A 15,518-nucleotide genomic window follows, 5' to 3' on the forward strand; every position below is an offset into this window, starting at 1 on the left:
CTGCCCCGCTCCGAGCCTCCACGAAAAATTCGTGAGAACCTCTCTTGAAAGCGCCAAAATCGATCCGCATGTTAATGTTGTTAGCATTAACATAGCGAGACCCACCGATGTCTGACTCTTCTTCAACCGCCTGGAATCAGGGCCCGCATGCGGGACCTTGGAATGCCGGCGCTCACCGTCGCTGCGGGCGCTCCCCCCGACGCGGTCTGGAGATCGCCGGGATCGTCTTGGGCTTCATTTGGTTCTGGCCGCTCGCGCTGGCCTATCTGGTGTGGAAAATGTGTGGATATCCGAAATACGACGAGGCGAAGGCCTTCTTCCGTGACACCGTCGGCCGGGCCAAGGACGACTTCTTCGGCTCGCGCGGCCCCACGGGCGGCTTCGGCTATGCCAGCTCGGGCAATGCGGCCTTCGACGATTACCGCCGCAGCGAGCTGGAGCGCCTTGAGGAAGAGCGCCGCAAGCTCGACGAGGAGGCCCGCGCTTTCCGCGACTTCGTGGAAGAGCTGAAGCGCGCCAAGGACCGCGAGGAGTTCGACGCCTTCATGGCCAAGCGCCGCGGCAACGGCCCGACGAACGTTTAAGTCTTGGAATAAGAGAAGCGCCCTGCGGGGCGCTTCTTCGTTTTGGAAGCCACCTTACATCGGCTTTCGACAGCAAAAGCCACCAATTCGGATCGAACCCGTCTGATGTCCTCAAGGATCGTCAGGACGGCGCTCTCCACGTCATGCCCATGACGCGCACCCGCCTCCCACCGCAGCGATGCTCGCCGGAGGCATCCGCGACCGCCGTTAGCCGCCTGCCAAGAAGTCGATGACTGCCCTGACGGCCGGGAGTTGGCCGCGCCGATGCGGCGTCAGAATCGTGGAGGTCACGCTCCCTGCGGTCCAGTCCGGTAGCACCGTTGCCAGTTCCCCGGTTCCGACCAATGCCCCTGTCATGGTCTCAGGAAGGCAAGCGATGCCAAGCCCCGCAGCCGCCGACCGCAACAGCACCGAGGACTCATCGGCAACCAGCCGCGCCATCGGGGTGACCTGAACCTCCAGACCGCCGGTGTCCTTCAGGTGCCATGTCCTCGACGCGGGACCCGTCAGCAGCCCATCATGCCCGACGAGGTCCTCCGGACGCCCAGGCGTGCCCCGCCGCGCCAGATAATCCGGCGAGGCGACCAGCGTGATCTGCTCGATCTTCATCCGGCGCTGCATGAGATCGGAATCTGGCAACGGCGCAAAATGGCTCCGGATCGCAATGTCGAAGCCCTCGCGGATCAGGTCGACGAAGCGGTCGGTGACGTGGAGTTGCAGGTCCAGCTTGGGATAGGCGCGGGCGAGAGCCGGCAGGCGGTCGGCGAGATGGAACTGCGCCACCGGCACGGAGGCGGTGATCCTGACCGTGCCCTGCGGCTCCGCCTGCCGTCGCTGCACCACGCTTTCCGCGGCCTCCGCCTCGATGACGGCCGCCCGAGCATGGTCATAGAAATCCTTCCCGACGTCGGTCAGCACGAAGCTGCGCGAGGTCCGATGGATGAGACGGACGCCGAGATCCGCCTCGAGCTCGGCAACGCGCTTGCTGATCGTCGACTTGGGAACGCCCAGGTGACGCGCCGCAGCCGCGAAGCCCCCGCTGTTCACTGCCTGGGCGAAGATATGCAGATCGTTGAGGTTGAACCTCATGCGCCATCGTTCACGCTTGTGGACTTTGAGTTTCCAAATTAGCTGCTACAGCCTGAAAGTCCATAGCGTCATCTTGATGTCGTCACAGACACAAGGAGACACCCATGGTTCAGACCCTCATGTACGGCATCCCGTCGGGATGCTCGCTCGGCTCGATCGTCGCCCTCGAATGGCTCGGGGAGCCGTATCGGCTCTGCCGCATCGAGATGCCGGCGGAGGTGCAAAGCGAAGCCTATCGTCAGATCAATCCTGTCGGCGAGACCCCGACTCTGGTGACCGCTACGGGCGAGCGGATCAGTGAGAGCATGGCGATCCTCCACCATCTCGGTGCGCGGGGGATCGGCAAGGGACTGTCCTTTGCCCAAGGCACGCCGGGGTTCGATCGGCTCAACCAGGTCCTGGCATTCCTCAACACGAGCTTCTTCGCCGCCTTCGGCCCGCTCTGGTACGCCCTTGAGCATGGGATTGAAGGAACCGACAAGGACGCCCTCAAGGCCTACGGAGCGGCGAAGGTGGCCAAGGCTCATGCCGATCTGGAACGGATGCTCGGAGACAAGGAGTGGCTGCTGGGAGATCGGCGCACGTTGGCCGATGCTTACTTCATCGGCATCGCGCGTTGGACCAAGTATCACGACGTTGTCGATCGCCGCGCTTATCCCGGCTTGCAGCGGCTGTTCGAGAAGCTGGCGGCTGATCCGGCCGTCCGTTTCGCGCATGCGATCGAGCGCGGCGAGACCGCTGTCAGCGGTGGCGGATTCGTGGGCGAGGTCACATTGGACGATATTCTACGTCAGCAGGCGCTCGCTGCCTGATCCAGCACGGAAATCCCGCCTCACGCTATGAGGCGGGTTTTCGGCATGAGGTGAACCCCATCCGTCGAACGCACCCGCTGAAGATCCGTTGGGTGCCGTCTGACGATATCCCGCTTGGGCAGGCGCAGTATCCCGAACCATGTCGTCACCGGCACAAGACCGGTGACGACATGGGAGGATCACGCCCTCTTCAGACACCCCGCCGCGAGCTTCAGGAAGGCCCGCGCCCGGTGCGACAGCCCTTCCGGCTCCGGCTTCGACCAGTCGATGCCGTGTTTCTCGTCCGACGACAGCTCGCCGAAGGTCTGGGTGAACCCGTCCGGCTGGAACATCGGATCGTAGCCGAACCCCTTCTCGCCGCGCGGCGGCCAGACGACATTTCCGAACACCCGGCCCTCGAAGAGCTCCTCGTGCCCATCGGGCCAGGCGATCACGAGGGCGGAGACGAAATGCGCCCGGGTGTCGGTGGCCTCACGCTTTTCCATCTCGCGTTGCACCCGCGCCATAGCCGCAGAAAAGTCCCGGTTCGGGCCGGCCCAGTCCGCCGTGAACAGCCCCGGCGCGCCATCGAGGGCATGGACGCACAGGCCGGAATCGTCGGAAAAGGCAGGCAGCCCCGTGGCTTTCGCAGCCGCGTGAGCCTTGATGGCGGCATTTTCCGCGAACATATGGCCGGTCTCGTCGGGGACCGGCAGGCCGAGCTCGCCCGCCGAGACGGCCTCGATGCCGAAAGGCGCCAGCAGCTCCTGCATCTCACGCAGCTTGCCCGCATTGTGCGTTGCGACCACGACCTTGCCGGTGAGAGGACGGTGCTGCATCACGCCACCGCCTTCTTCTGAAGCTCGACGAGCTGCGCCACGCCCGCCTTCGCAAGGCGCAGAAGGCTCAGGAACTCCTCCTCAGAGAAGGGTTTCCCCTCCGCCGTGCCCTGCACCTCGACGATGCCGCCCGAGCCCGTGATGACGAAATTCGCATCAGTCTCGGCAGCGGAATCCTCCGCGTAATCGAGATCGAGCACCGGCTGGCCCTGATAGATGCCGCAGGAAATGGCGGCGACGGGCTCGCGCAGCGGGTTGATGGAGATGATCGAGCGGTTCTGCATCCAGGTGAAGCATTCGTGCAGGGCGACCCAGGCTCCGGTGATGGAGGCCGTACGGGTCCCGCCATCGGCCTGGATCACGTCGCAATCGAGCACGATCTGGCGCTCGCCGATGGCCGGCAGGTTCACGACCGCGCGGAGCGAGCGGCCGATGAGGCGCTGGATCTCCTGGGTACGGCCGGAAGGCTTGCCGGAATTGACTTCGCGCTTGGTGCGCTCGTGCGTGGCGCGTGGCAACATGGAATATTCCGCCGTCACCCAGCCCCTGCCGGTGCCCCGCAGCCACGGCGGGCCCTTTTCTTCCAGCGAGGCGGTGCAGAGCACCTTGGTATTGCCGAAGGTCACGAGACAGGAACCCTCCGCATAGCGCGCGACGCTACGCTCCAATGTGACGGGACGCAGTTCGTCGGGGGCGCGCTTGGACGGACGCATGTTCGTTATCTCCATAAGCCTTGGTCAGAACGCCTGTTTGAGGCCATGAGGCCCATTAGGCAAGCTCAAGCCTTGCCTAATGCATCGTTCATCCGCACATAATGCCGACTTGCAGGGTGGAATTGTGAACGGGTAGAACCTCTTACATGCACGCAACCGGTCCCTTCTCAAATCTGTCCGAAGCCCGCGCCATCGCGGAGCTGAACGAGCGCTCCCGCGAGATTTTCCGCCAGATCGTCGAGAGCTATCTCGTGACCGGCGAGCCGGTCGGCTCGCGCCATCTCTCCCGCATCCTCCCGATGACGCTCTCCCCGGCCTCCATCCGCAACGTCATGGCGGATCTGGAGGCGGCGGGCCTGATCTTCGCGCCCCACACCAGCGCCGGGCGCCTCCCGACGGAAATCGGCCTGCGCTTCTTCGTGGACGCCATGCTGGAGATCGGCGACGTGACGGCCGACGAGCGCACCCGCATCGAGGCGCAGATGCGCGCGGCGGCAAGCGGGCACACCATGGAGACCGCCCTCGCCGAGGCCTCGGCGCTCCTGTCGGGCGTCTCGCGCGGGGCGGGCGTGGTGGTGACGTCGAAATCCAATGCGCGCCTCAAGCATATCGAATTCGTACGGCTCGATCCCACCCGGGCCCTCGTGGTGCTGGTATCGGAGGATGGCTCCGTCGAGAACCGCCTCCTCGACCTGCCGGCCGGCTTGCCGGCGGGCGCGCTGGTGGAGGCGGGCAACTTTCTCAATGCCCGCATCCGCGGCAAGACCTTGAGCGATCTGAAGTTCGAGATCGAAGAGCGGCGCACGGACATGGAGCGCGAGCTGGACGCTCTGACCGCCAAGCTCGTGGAGGCGGGGCTCGCGACCACGGTCGGTCCGGTGGAATCGCGCCAGCTCATCGTGCGCGGCCAGGCGAACCTGCTCGACGACCTGAAAGCCGTCGAAGATCTGGAGCGCATCCGCCTGCTCTTCTCCGATCTCGAAACCCAGACCGATGTCATCGACCTGCTCAGCCGCGCGGAAGGCGGTGAAGGCGTGCGCATCTTCATCGGCTCCGAGAACAAGCTCTTCTCGCTCTCTGGCTCCTCGATGATTGCAGCTCCCTTCAGGGACGCGAGCCAGAAGATCGTCGGCGTTCTCGGCGTGATCGGTCCGACACGGCTCAACTATGCCCGCATCGTCCCCATGGTCGATTACACGGCCAAGGTCATCTCACGCATTCTTGAACAGGGACGCTGACGGTCGAGCCTGCAGCCTCTTTGCAGCAGCATCAGGACAAAGCTCCGCTCGGCATTCGAAAACGACATCGCTGCAGAATTCGTTCTTGCGGCCCGGATAGAACCGTCACACCCCCGTCTCGAATAGGAAACCATCTCCTCTCCAAGCGTTAAACCTCCGGACCGTGGAAGCGGCCAATTTTCCCATCAACCCTGGAGGTTTCTGTGAAGACGCTCTCGATTATCGCCAGCACCGGTCTCATGGTGCTCGGAACCATCGGCCTTGCGCAGGCTCAGGTCAGCGGAACGCCCACGTCGCCCTTCCCGAATGCTGCTCCGCATGAAATCCGGACGATCAACGGCGTTCCGTGCCGCACCGTCCTCGACCGCGAGAGCGGCCATCGCGTTCCGGTGCAGTGCGCCGCCCCGACCGGCATGGTCGGCATGGATCCGGGCTCGACCGGCAGCATTCTCGTGGCTCCTCCGGCTGGCGGCGTTGCAGTCTCCGGAACTCCGGCTTCCGCCTTCCCGAACGCCGCGCCACATGAGATCCAAGTCATCAACGGCGTTCCGTGCCGCACCGTCCTCGTCCAGGGCACGAACGAGCGCGTTCCCGTCGAGTGCGCCCGCTAAAGGGCTTTTCCAAAGCACGACAAGCCTGCTCTGAGCCTTGTCGTGCTTTGGGTTCTCTCGGAGAGGAGCGGAATTCCTGAGCGAAGCGCCCGAACGGCCGAGCTGACCGGATTCAGCGCGGAGAAGCGGCCCTCACCATCGCCGACGGGGCTCCCGGCTGACAAACGACCTCCCTCCCCCTCGCAATCCTCCCCTACGTCCGTGGCTCGCCTTTCCGGGCCATGACCGGCATTGCCGCTCTCGACCGGGTTGTGCCGAGGTTCCGCCACCCCGATATTCTGGTTTGGATGCGGGCTCGACGAGGCGAGCGCCGCCCTGCCGGGCAGCCAAAACGTCGGCGCGGCACCGCCTTCCCTTGGCATTACGGGGCCGGGCTGCTATTGCCCGGCCCACAGGGTTTCATGCCCGCCGAGTTTAGCGATGACCGTACGTACGTTCGACAATATCCGGAATTTCTCCATCGTGGCGCATATCGACCACGGCAAGTCGACCTTGGCCGACCGCCTGATCCAGACCACGGGGGCGCTCTCCGCCCGTGAAATGACGGAGCAGGTGCTCGACAACATGGACATCGAGCGCGAGCGCGGCATCACCATCAAGGCCCAGACCGTGCGCCTCGAATACAAGGCCCAGGACGGTCAGACCTATATCCTGAACCTCATGGACACCCCCGGCCACGTGGACTTCGCCTACGAGGTCTCCCGGTCGCTCGCCGCCTGCGAAGGATCGCTGCTGGTCGTCGACGCCTCCCAGGGCGTCGAGGCCCAGACGCTCGCCAACGTCTACCAAGCCATCGACGCCAACCACGAGATCGTGCCCGTCCTCAACAAGATCGACCTGCCCGCCGCCGATCCGGACCGGATCAAGGAGCAGATCGAGGAGGTGATCGGCATCGACGCCTCGGACGCGGTTCCGATCTCGGCGAAGACCGGGCTGAACATCGAGGGCGTGCTGGAGGCGATCGTCAAGAAGCTGCCGCCGCCCAAGGGCGACAAGGAAGCGCCGCTGAAGGCGATGCTCGTCGATTCCTGGTACGACGCCTATCTCGGCGTGGTCGTGCTCGTGCGCATCATCGACGGCACCCTGAAGAAGGGCCAGACCATCAAGATGATGGGAACCGGAGCCACCTACGGCGTCGACAAGGTCGGCGTGTTCCGGCCCAAGATGACCGATGTGGAAGTGCTCGGCCCGGGCGAGGTCGGTTTCCTCACCGCCTCAATCAAGGAAGTGGCCGATACCCGCGTCGGCGACACCATCACCGACGAGCGCAAGCCGACGGCCGAAGCGCTGCCCGGCTTCAAGCCCGTGCAGCCGGTGGTGTTCTGCGGCCTCTTCCCCGTGGATGCCGCCGACTTCGAAAACCTTCGCGCCGCCATGGGCAAGCTGCGTCTGAACGACGCGAGCTTCACCTATGAGATGGAGACCTCGGCCGCGCTGGGCTTCGGCTTCCGCTGCGGCTTCCTGGGCCTTCTGCATCTCGAGATCATCCAGGAGCGCCTGGAGCGCGAGTTCAACCTCGACCTCATCTCCACCGCGCCTTCCGTGGTCTATCACCTGCGCATGCGCGACGGCTCGGTCAGGGAGCTTCACAATCCGGCCGACATGCCGGACGTGATGCAGATCGAGACCATCGAGGAGCCGTGGATCCGCGCCACGATCCTCACGCCCGACGATTATCTCGGCGCGGTGCTGAAGCTCTGCCAGGACCGCCGCGGCGTGCAGATCGACCTCAACTATGTCGGCAAGCGCGCCATGGTGGTCTACGATCTGCCGCTCAACGAGGTGGTGTTCGATTTCTACGACCGCCTGAAGTCGGTCTCGAAGGGCTACGCCTCGTTCGATTACCATATCTCCGACTACCGCGAGGGTGATCTCGTGAAGATGTCGGTGCTGGTGAACGGAGAGCCGGTGGATGCGCTCTCGATGCTGGTGCACCGCACCCGCGCCGAGGGTCGCGGACGCGCCATGTGCGAGAAGCTGAAGGAGCTGATTCCGCCGCACATGTTCCAGATTCCGGTGCAGGCGGCCATCGGAGGCAAGATCATCGCGCGCGAAACCATCCGCGCGCTGCGCAAGGACGTGACCGCCAAGTGCTACGGCGGCGACGCCAGCCGCAAGCGCAAGCTGCTCGACAAGCAGAAGGAAGGCAAGAAGCGCATGCGCCAGTATGGCAAGGTCGACATTCCGCAGGAAGCCTTCATCGCCGCGCTCAAGATGGATTCCTGAGCCGGCGCGGAGCGCATGCATTTTCAAAAGGCCCGGCTTGTTCCGCAAGCCGGGCCTTTTGCTGTGGCGCATGATCTTCGGAACCTCGCCCCACGGGCAGAGTTCAACTCTCGCACAGGGCTCATAGCCTCCATCGTTGTTCGTCCGCAGCACGGTGTCACTTTCGACGCCGGGCTTTGGCACGTCGGTTGGGCTTGAGGTCGTTCGCCAACCATGCGCCGGGCCACCGGGTCCGACTTGGGAGAGCCATGCCTACTTCACTGCGGAACACGCTGCCGACCCTCTTCGCGCTTCTCTTCGGTTACGCCCTCATGCAGATCGGCAACACCCTGCAAGGGACGCTGCTGAGCGTGCGCGGGGGACTTGAGGACTTTTCGCCGACGCAGATCGGCGCCGTCGGTGCCGCCTTCTGGGTCGGCATCGTCGTCGGCTCTCTCTGGGCGGGCCGGGTCATCAAGCAGGTCGGCCATGCCCGCACCTTCGCCGCTCTTGCGGCCGTCGCCTCATCCGTCGCCCTGCTGCATCTTCTGGTGATCTCGCCCGCGGTCTGGATCGCAGCGAGAGGGGTCACCGGCTTCTGCTTCGCCGGCCTGTTCATCGTCGTGGAGAGCTGGCTCAACGCCGCCGCGACGCCTCAGAACCGCGGCCAGATTCTTGGCTTTTACGGCATGACGGGGCTGATCGCGGGGATCGGGGGGCAGATGCTCCTGCCGACGAGCGATCCTGCGGGCTTCAGATTGTTCTGCTTCGCCGCCATTCTCATCTCTCTCGCACTGGTGCCCACCGCCCTCTCGCGCGCCAGCGCACCCGCGCACGCGGTCGGGGAGGTCTCGATCAACCTGAAGCGTCTCTACCGCCAGTCCCCCTTCGGCGTGATCGCAGCCGTTCTCTGTGGCGTGACGACAAGCTCGTTCTTTGCCCTCGGCCCCGTCTGGGCTCAGCAACGGGGATTGAGCACGACAGAGATCGCCGTCTTCATGGCCTGCGGAACGCTCGGCGGCTTCCTGACCACCTGGCCCCTCGGCTGGCTCTCCGACCGCATGGACAGGCGCTACGTCATCATCGGCGCATCGGCGATGGCGGCGACGATCCTGACCGCACTCATCCACTTCGTTCCCGGCAACGTGGCCGTCTGGCTGCTCTTCATCTATGGGGCGATTTTCGGCGGCAGCGTCATTCCCACCTACAGCATTGTCACTGCGCACGTGAACGACATGGTCAAGCCCGGCGAATTCGTGTCGGCCTCGGGCGGCCTTCTCATTCTTCAGGGATTGGGCGCCGCATCGGGACCGATCGTCTCCGGCATGGCGATGTCGCAGTTCGGGAGAACCGGCCTTCCCTATGTGGTCATTGTGGCACAGGCTCTGATGGCCTTGTGGGGAGCTTACCGGAGCCTGCAGCGCCCTGCCCCGTCGGACGAGGACAAGGAAGGCTTCGTTCCGGAGCCCACAATTCCCGTGGGCACGGCGCTGGCGCCGGCCCACGAGAGCGCCCACTGACGGAGGGCGCCTTCACACCACGAGCGACTGCCCGCCGTCGATCCACACCGGCGTACCGGTGATGTGCCGGGCACGGTCGGAGGCGAGAAAGAGCACGAGTTCGGCCACCTCTTCGCTCGTCCCCGGCTCGCTCCCCGTAAGCGGAATGGGGCCTTCGGGAAACTCGGCGGGCACCCTGGCCTCTTCGGTGTTCCGCCGCTGGGTGTTGTCCTGGATCTCCGTGTCGATCCTGCCGGGGCAGACCACGTTGACCCGGATCTTATGCTTGGCCAACTCGACCGCCAGCATCTGCGCCATCGCCACTTGCGCGGCCTTGGTGGCGGAATAGGCGGTCGCGCCCGCGCTCGTGAAGGTGCGCGAACCGTTGATGGACGCCGTGATGATGATCGAGCCGCCGGCCCGTTTCAGATGCGGCACGGCATGGTGAAGGGTCAGATAGGTTCCGCGCAGGTTCGTGTTGATGGTGCGGTCCCATTCCTCCGGCCGCAACTCGTCGATGGGAGCCCACACGCCGTTGATGCCCGCATTGGCGAAGACGATATCGAGACGGCCATAGGCTTCGATCAAACCTGCCACGGCCGCCCTCATCCGGGCGTCGTCCGCCACGTCCGCCACGAGCGGAATGGCCTTTCCGCCGGCGTTGACGATCTCCTCCGCCGTCTCGCGGATCTCGTCCTCGGTGTGGCTCAGAACCCCCACCATCGCGCCCTCCCGCGCGAAGCGCAGGGCTGCGGCCTTGCCGATGCCCGACCCCGCGCCTGTCACAAGCGCAACCTTACCCTGAAGCTCCATGTCGGTTTCTCCTCCATGACGGAACCGTCACAGGCTGAACCGAAGGAGAAGCGGCTTGTTCCTCGATCTTCAGGCTGTTCCGGCGCGTCTTCCGGAGGCATCCACCACGAGTTCCCCATCCTCCTTCCGGAACTCGCCCAGCTGCGGCGGCAGAATGTCGAGGACGAGCTCGGAAGGACGGCAGAGACGGACGCCCATGGGCGTGACGACGATGGGGCGATTGATCAGGATGGGATGCGCGATCATCGCATCGAGCAACTGATCGTCGGTGACGGAGGGATCGTCGAGGCCGAGCTCGTGAAACGGCGTTCCCTTCTCGCGGATCACATCGCGCACGCTCACTCCCATTCGCGCGATGAGCTGCCGCAGGAGAAGGCGGGTCGGAGGCGTCTTCAGGTATTCGATGATGTGCGGCTCGATGCCGGCATTGCGGATCAGGCCCAATGTGTTGCGGGAGGTGCCGCATTGAGGATTGTGATAGATGATCACGTCCATGATCCGTCTCCTGATGAATCCGTCAGTGGAATCCTGATCCGGCATTCAAGGCCGGATGGCGAATAGTCCGCTTCGATGCAGCCGCCGAGCTCATGCGCGATGCTGCGGTCGATGAGGCGCGTTCCGAAGCCTTGACGTCTGGGCTTCGTCACGGGCGGACCGCCCTGCTCCCGCCAGTGAATGAGGAGCTGGCGCGAGCCGGCGTCAAGGCTTTCGACGCGCCACGTAATCGTGACATTCCCCTCGGCCGACGAGAGGGCGCCATATTTCGTGGCGTTGGTCGCCAGCTCATGGAAGGCCATGCCGAGGCTCAGAGCCTGCTGAGGCTTGAGCTTCACGGTTCCTCCCTGCGCCTTGATGCGCTTCTGATCAATCCCTCCATGGGGACGCAATTCGGCGTCGAGCACCTCGCTGAGCGAGGTGCTCTCCCAGTAGGTCTGGGTCAGGAGATCGTGGGTGGCGGAGAGCGCCATCAGACGCGCCATGAAATTGGACTGAAACGCTTCCGGATCGGGACTGCTGCGCACGGTCTGGATGGCGAGGGATTGGACCGTCGCTAGAGTGTTCTTGACCCGGTGATTGAGCTCGTGGATCAGGAGCGACTGACGCTCCTCGGCCCTCTTGCGGCCGGTGATGTCCAAGCATGCGCCGATCATATAGAGCGGCTCTCCTTCGGCATCGTAGATGGCGCGGCTGCGGTCATAAATCCATCGCTCCTCGCCCCCCGGGAGCAGAGCGCGGAACTCATATTCGATGGTCCGCCCGTCCTTAATGGCATTCGCAATCACAGCTCTCGCATAGTCGCGATCATCGGGGTGAATGAGGGCGGCGAACTCCTCGACGTTCCGTGGCATCTTCCGGATGCCGATTCCAAAGACGTTGACCATCGCCGGATCCCATTCGACGATGTCCTTCTGAATGTCCCAGCGCCATGTGCCGGTGTTCGACGCATCCAAAGCCGCGAGCAGTTTCTCCTGAGCCTCCTCGAGACGCTGGACCGCGCGCCGCATGGACGTGGCCACGAGAACCATCAGCAGTGCCCCCAAGGTAAAGAAGAGGATGCTCGTCACATCCGCCACCGAGACGGGGCCGAAGGTCAAACCCGGCGAAAAGAAGAAGAACCAGGTCGCCGCAATGCACAAAGCGGTCGCTAGCAAACCCGGCCTGAGCCCTCCGACGATCGTCGCCACCAGAACGGCGGGGAACATGGTGATGAAGGGAGCCGTGGGGCCGATGATCGCTGACAAGGCGACCCGCACACCCGTGGCTAAAGCGACACACCCGACCGCTATCCCCATCGCGAGAGGAGAATTGGCCGGAACGAGCTTTGTATAACGAGTGAGCAAGAAACGAGCTTTTTACCGGAGGAGAAACAGAGGCTTCTACATAGTCTGCAAGAGCAGAAGAGGAAACCGCATCCGTTCGGCGTCCCCCTCGTCTTTCCGGCCTTTCCACGAAGACCGGCTCTCATTCAGGCTTCCGGCCGATCAGAAAGCCGCGTGGCTGGTGCATCGCGCCCCCTGATGCACGCTCAGACCCGTCAGGAGGCTGCGCGAGAGGGAGTTGTATTCCTCCTCGGCGTTGAGACGTGAAAAGGAGAGTTCGAGCACCCAATCCTCGGACAGAGGAACGATGAAGGCTTCGACGGTCATGGGACCGCCCGGGAGATTGGCATCGACCCAGGTCGCCGACCACCGGCTCGCTCCGGGCGAAAGCGAGGCCAGGGAGACCGATTGCGCGGGGCGTCCGAGGAGGTTCTCATAATCCTGCTGCAGCAGCGCCGCATCCCGGCTCGTCAGGTCCGGCTGCGGCAGGCCGCGGAGTTCATGCGAGGATCGAAGGCTCACCTGAAGTTCCGCGTCGGACCGAGCCGATTTCAGGCGTGTTTCCAATCCGCCCGACATGGAACGCCATTCCTGCGGCAACGCGAATGCGAAACACTGGCTCGAACCGACGAAACCGGCGACGCGGGTTTGACGCGACTGAGGATCGAACCGGACCTGGACGTCGTCCGCGAGATGGGCGGAAGTCTCGATCGGGACCTTCGCGGCGTCGGCGTCCGGCGTCCCGGACAGCACCGCCGCCAAAGCCACGACACCAGAAAGCAATGCAAGCTTCTTGCCCATGTCCTGAAGATCCTCGAACCTCATTCTGCTGGTAGCAACGCCTGAGAACTGCGCAGGTTGCCTGTCGAGCCTTGGCCTTGAGTTGCCCGCCGATGGCCCTACCTCGCTCAAGAACCAAACGAAACTGGGAGAGAGCACATGAGGGCTTTGGTGCGCGCCTCGATCATTGCAACCCTTCTTCTTGCGGCGGGACAGGCCTCGGCGGCGACCTGCCGCGATCCCGCCGGTTTCGAGAAATGGCTCGGCGACATCGAGCAGGAGGCTATCGCTCGCGGCATCTCGCCCCAAGCGGTCAGGCAGGGCCTGTCGGGTGTGACCTTCGATCAAGGCATCATCAACCGGGATCGTGGCCAGGGCGTGTTCAAGCAGAGTTTTGCACAATTTGCCGGGCGCATGGTGTCCCCTGCCCGCCTGAAGGGTGGAGCGAACATGCTGAAGAGGCATGCTGGCACGCTCTCGCGGATCGAGCAGCGCTATGGTGTGCCGGCCCCTATTCTCGTGGCGATCTGGGGACTGGAGACCGATTTCGGCGCGGTGAAGGGCAAGCTCCCCGTGATCCGTTCCGTCGCGACGCTGGCCTTTGATTGCCGCCGCTCGGAATTCTTCCAGGCTCATCTCTTCGACGCGCTGCGCATTGTCGATCGGGGAGATCTGACGCCGGACGAGATGCGCGGCGCTTGGGCCGGCGAGATGGGGCAGACGCAGTTCATGCCTTCGAACTACGTGAAATACGCCGTCGATTTCGACGGCGACGGGCGCGCCGATCTGCTCCACAGCCCCGCCGATGTGCTGGCCTCGACAGCGAATTACCTGAAGGCGCACGGCTGGGCGCGAGGCGGCGACTGGTCGCCGGGCACTGCGAATTTCGAGGCCATCCGCGCCTGGAACAAGTCGCAGGTCTATGCGCAGACCATCGCGTTTTACGCCACCAAGCTCGCGGGCGGAGACACGTCCGCCTTCCAGGGGCAGTGAGCCCTCCGCAAAAGAAAAGGCGGGCACGACGGCCCGCCTTGTCCTGACGATGGTTTGCTGATCAGCCCCGCGCGCGGGCGCGGATCATGAAGGTATCGTAGGCGTACTCGGCCACTTGGAACCAGAGATACTCCTCGCCGCGGAAGGCCTTGTAGCTCTCGTAGATCTTCTTGAAGTCCGGGTTCTTGGCCGAGATATCGTCATAGATCTCGTTGGCGGCCTTGTAGGCGGCTTCCATGATCTCCTGCGAGAAGGGACGCAGCTGCGCGCCGTTGCCGATGAGGTTGCGCAGGCCCGCCGGGTTCTTGGCATCGTACTTGGCCTGCGTGTCCACGTTCACGTAGCCCGCAGCGGCCTGGATCGCGGCCTGATAAGCCTTCGGCAGCTCCTTCCACTTCTGCAGGTTGATGAACATGTGGATCGCCGGTCCGCCTTCCCAGAAGCCCGGATAGTAGTAGAACGGCGCGACCTTGTTCAGGCCGAGCTTGTCGTCGTCGTACGGCGCCACCCACTCGGCGGCGTCGATGGTGCCGCGCTCGAGCGACGGGTAGAGATCGCCGCCCGCGATCTGCTGCGGCACGACGCCGAGCTTCGTCATGATCTGCCCGGCGAGGCCCGCGATGCGCATCTTGAGGCCCTTGAGGTCCTCGACGGTCTTGATCTCTTTGCGGAACCAGCCGCCCATCTGGGCGCCGGTGTTGCCGGCGGGCAGAGCGTAGAGGTTGTGCTTGGCGTAGAAGTCGTTGAGCAGCTCGTTGCCGCCGCCGTGATAGAGCCAGGCATTGGTCTGACGGGAATTCAGGCCGAAGGGCAGATTGGTGCCGATGGCGAAGGTCGGATCCTTGCCCACGTAATAGTAGGAGCAGGTGTGCCCCATCTCGACCGTGCCGGCCGCGATCGCGTCTGCCGCCTGCGGCGCGCCGACGATCTCGCCCGGCGCGAAGGGCTGGATCTGGAACTTGCCGTCCGTCGCCTCGGACACGAGCCTCGCGAAGGTCTCGCCGCCGCCGAACAGGGTGTCGAGGGATTTCGGGAAGGCGGAGGTCATGCGCCAGCGGATCTCGGGAGCCGATTGCGCGATGGCCGGTTTGGCGATGGTTCCTGCAGCCGCGCCGATGGCGGCTGCCTGGATGAATGCACGGCGTTTCATGGCGTCTCTTTCACGAAAGAAGATTTCAATGCGCCGGCGAGACATAAAGTTTCAACCCGACGTCTTGAAATGTAAAAAAGGAGACACCCTCATAAGGCTCCGGAGACGAGAAAGCACTGTCCTGAAAGCAGAGGCATCATGCAGCGGATGCATATACTCCCTGCGTGGAGCGACGCCTTAGCTTAAAGGATGAGCTGACCCGCGCTCCAGGCCAGAAGCACGAGGACGATGAAGGCGAGCAGGAACAGGCCGAAGAGGATCTTGGCGATCGTCTTGGCTCCGGAAGCGACGCCCGTGAATCCCAATGCTCCCGCGATCAGAGACACCACGAGAAAGATCAGCGCCCATTTCAGCATCGTCGAAGCCTCGTTCACGGTTCAGCTTGACGTATAA

Annotated in this window: 16 protein-coding genes; 7 read left to right on the forward strand and 9 right to left on the reverse strand. The window is 63.9% G+C overall.

What is annotated here, in order from left to right; genetic code table 11:
• Positions 1 to 107 precede the first annotated feature (107 nt).
• On the forward strand, positions 108 to 584 hold the full coding sequence (locus tag ACS5Q0_RS11480) for a DUF2852 domain-containing protein (RefSeq protein WP_473126763.1): 477 nt from the start codon (positions 108 to 110) through the stop codon (positions 582 to 584).
• A 207-nt stretch (positions 585 to 791) separates the two neighbouring features.
• Here the strand turns inward: ACS5Q0_RS11480 and ACS5Q0_RS11485 are convergent, their stop codons facing one another.
• Positions 792 to 1,673: a LysR family transcriptional regulator gene (locus ACS5Q0_RS11485; RefSeq protein ID WP_473126764.1), complete on the reverse strand. Its 882-nt coding sequence runs from the start codon at positions 1,671 to 1,673 to the stop codon at positions 792 to 794.
• 104 nt (positions 1,674 to 1,777) lie between these two features.
• Here ACS5Q0_RS11485 and ACS5Q0_RS11490 point away from each other — a divergent pair, with 104 nt between their 5' ends.
• Entirely contained in the window at positions 1,778 to 2,485 is a 708-nt protein-coding gene (locus ACS5Q0_RS11490) for a glutathione S-transferase family protein (protein ID WP_473126765.1), read from the forward strand.
• Between the two features lie 179 nt (positions 2,486 to 2,664).
• On the opposite strand, the gene rdgB is transcribed toward ACS5Q0_RS11490, so the two are convergent.
• Complete coding sequence (rdgB, locus tag ACS5Q0_RS11495; protein WP_473126766.1) at positions 2,665 to 3,306, reverse strand: RdgB/HAM1 family non-canonical purine NTP pyrophosphatase; 642 nt, start codon at positions 3,304 to 3,306, stop codon at positions 2,665 to 2,667.
• The gene (gene rph, locus ACS5Q0_RS11500; RefSeq protein ID WP_473126767.1) at positions 3,303 to 4,016 is read right to left on the reverse strand and encodes a ribonuclease PH; all 714 of its coding nucleotides are present in this window, start codon (positions 4,014 to 4,016) and stop codon (positions 3,303 to 3,305) included. Before rph ends, rdgB begins: the two co-directional genes overlap by 4 nt.
• A 146-nt stretch (positions 4,017 to 4,162) precedes the next feature.
• Here rph and hrcA point away from each other — a divergent pair, with 146 nt between their 5' ends.
• The 4 genes from hrcA to ACS5Q0_RS11520 all read left to right on the forward strand — a co-directional run bounded on the left by hrcA (position 4,163) and on the right by ACS5Q0_RS11520 (position 9,590).
• Complete coding sequence (gene hrcA / locus ACS5Q0_RS11505; RefSeq protein WP_473126768.1) at positions 4,163 to 5,254, forward strand: heat-inducible transcriptional repressor HrcA; 1,092 nt, start codon at positions 4,163 to 4,165, stop codon at positions 5,252 to 5,254.
• A 203-nt stretch (positions 5,255 to 5,457) separates the two neighbouring features.
• Positions 5,458 to 5,865 (forward strand): hypothetical protein, encoded by a 408-nt coding sequence (locus tag ACS5Q0_RS11510; RefSeq protein ID WP_473126769.1) that lies wholly within the window; start codon positions 5,458 to 5,460, stop codon positions 5,863 to 5,865.
• 420 nt (positions 5,866 to 6,285) lie between these two features.
• Complete coding sequence (gene lepA / locus ACS5Q0_RS11515; protein ID WP_473126770.1) at positions 6,286 to 8,091, forward strand: translation elongation factor 4; 1,806 nt, start codon at positions 6,286 to 6,288, stop codon at positions 8,089 to 8,091.
• 248 nt (positions 8,092 to 8,339) lie between these two features.
• Positions 8,340 to 9,590, forward strand: a complete 1,251-nt coding sequence (locus ACS5Q0_RS11520) for an MFS transporter (RefSeq protein WP_473126771.1) — start codon at positions 8,340 to 8,342, stop codon at positions 9,588 to 9,590.
• Between the two features lie 12 nt (positions 9,591 to 9,602).
• On the opposite strand, the gene ACS5Q0_RS11525 is transcribed toward ACS5Q0_RS11520, so the two are convergent.
• The 4 genes from ACS5Q0_RS11525 to ACS5Q0_RS11540 form a co-directional block, all read right to left on the reverse strand.
• Positions 9,603 to 10,382 carry an SDR family oxidoreductase gene (locus ACS5Q0_RS11525; protein WP_473126772.1) on the reverse strand — a complete coding sequence of 260 codons (780 nt, stop codon included), beginning with the start codon at positions 10,380 to 10,382 and terminating at the stop codon, positions 9,603 to 9,605.
• Positions 10,383 to 10,451: 69 nt separating this feature from the next.
• Positions 10,452 to 10,877, reverse strand: coding sequence for an arsenate reductase (glutaredoxin) (gene arsC, locus ACS5Q0_RS11530; protein ID WP_473126773.1), 426 nt, complete (start codon positions 10,875 to 10,877; stop codon positions 10,452 to 10,454).
• The gene (locus ACS5Q0_RS11535; RefSeq protein WP_473126826.1) at positions 10,868 to 12,175 is read right to left on the reverse strand and encodes a sensor histidine kinase; all 1,308 of its coding nucleotides are present in this window, start codon (positions 12,173 to 12,175) and stop codon (positions 10,868 to 10,870) included. Before ACS5Q0_RS11535 ends, arsC begins: the two co-directional genes overlap by 10 nt.
• A gap of 189 nt (positions 12,176 to 12,364) precedes the next feature.
• Entirely contained in the window at positions 12,365 to 13,003 is a 639-nt protein-coding gene (locus ACS5Q0_RS11540) for a hypothetical protein (protein WP_473126774.1), read from the reverse strand.
• Between the two features lie 138 nt (positions 13,004 to 13,141).
• Between ACS5Q0_RS11540 and ACS5Q0_RS11545 the strand changes: the two genes are divergently transcribed.
• A complete protein-coding gene (locus ACS5Q0_RS11545) occupies positions 13,142 to 13,975 on the forward strand; it encodes a lytic murein transglycosylase (protein WP_473126775.1) in 834 nt (277 codons plus the stop codon).
• Positions 13,976 to 14,036: 61 nt separating this feature from the next.
• Here the strand turns inward: ACS5Q0_RS11545 and ACS5Q0_RS11550 are convergent, their stop codons facing one another.
• On the reverse strand, positions 14,037 to 15,125 hold the full coding sequence (locus ACS5Q0_RS11550) for a TRAP transporter substrate-binding protein (protein ID WP_473126776.1): 1,089 nt from the start codon (positions 15,123 to 15,125) through the stop codon (positions 14,037 to 14,039).
• 182 nt (positions 15,126 to 15,307) lie between these two features.
• Positions 15,308 to 15,481, reverse strand: a complete 174-nt coding sequence (locus ACS5Q0_RS11555; protein ID WP_473126827.1) for a DUF1328 domain-containing protein — start codon at positions 15,479 to 15,481, stop codon at positions 15,308 to 15,310.
• Positions 15,482 to 15,518: the final 37 nt, after the last annotated feature.

Source organism: Microvirga sp. HS2 (genome assembly GCF_055792805.1).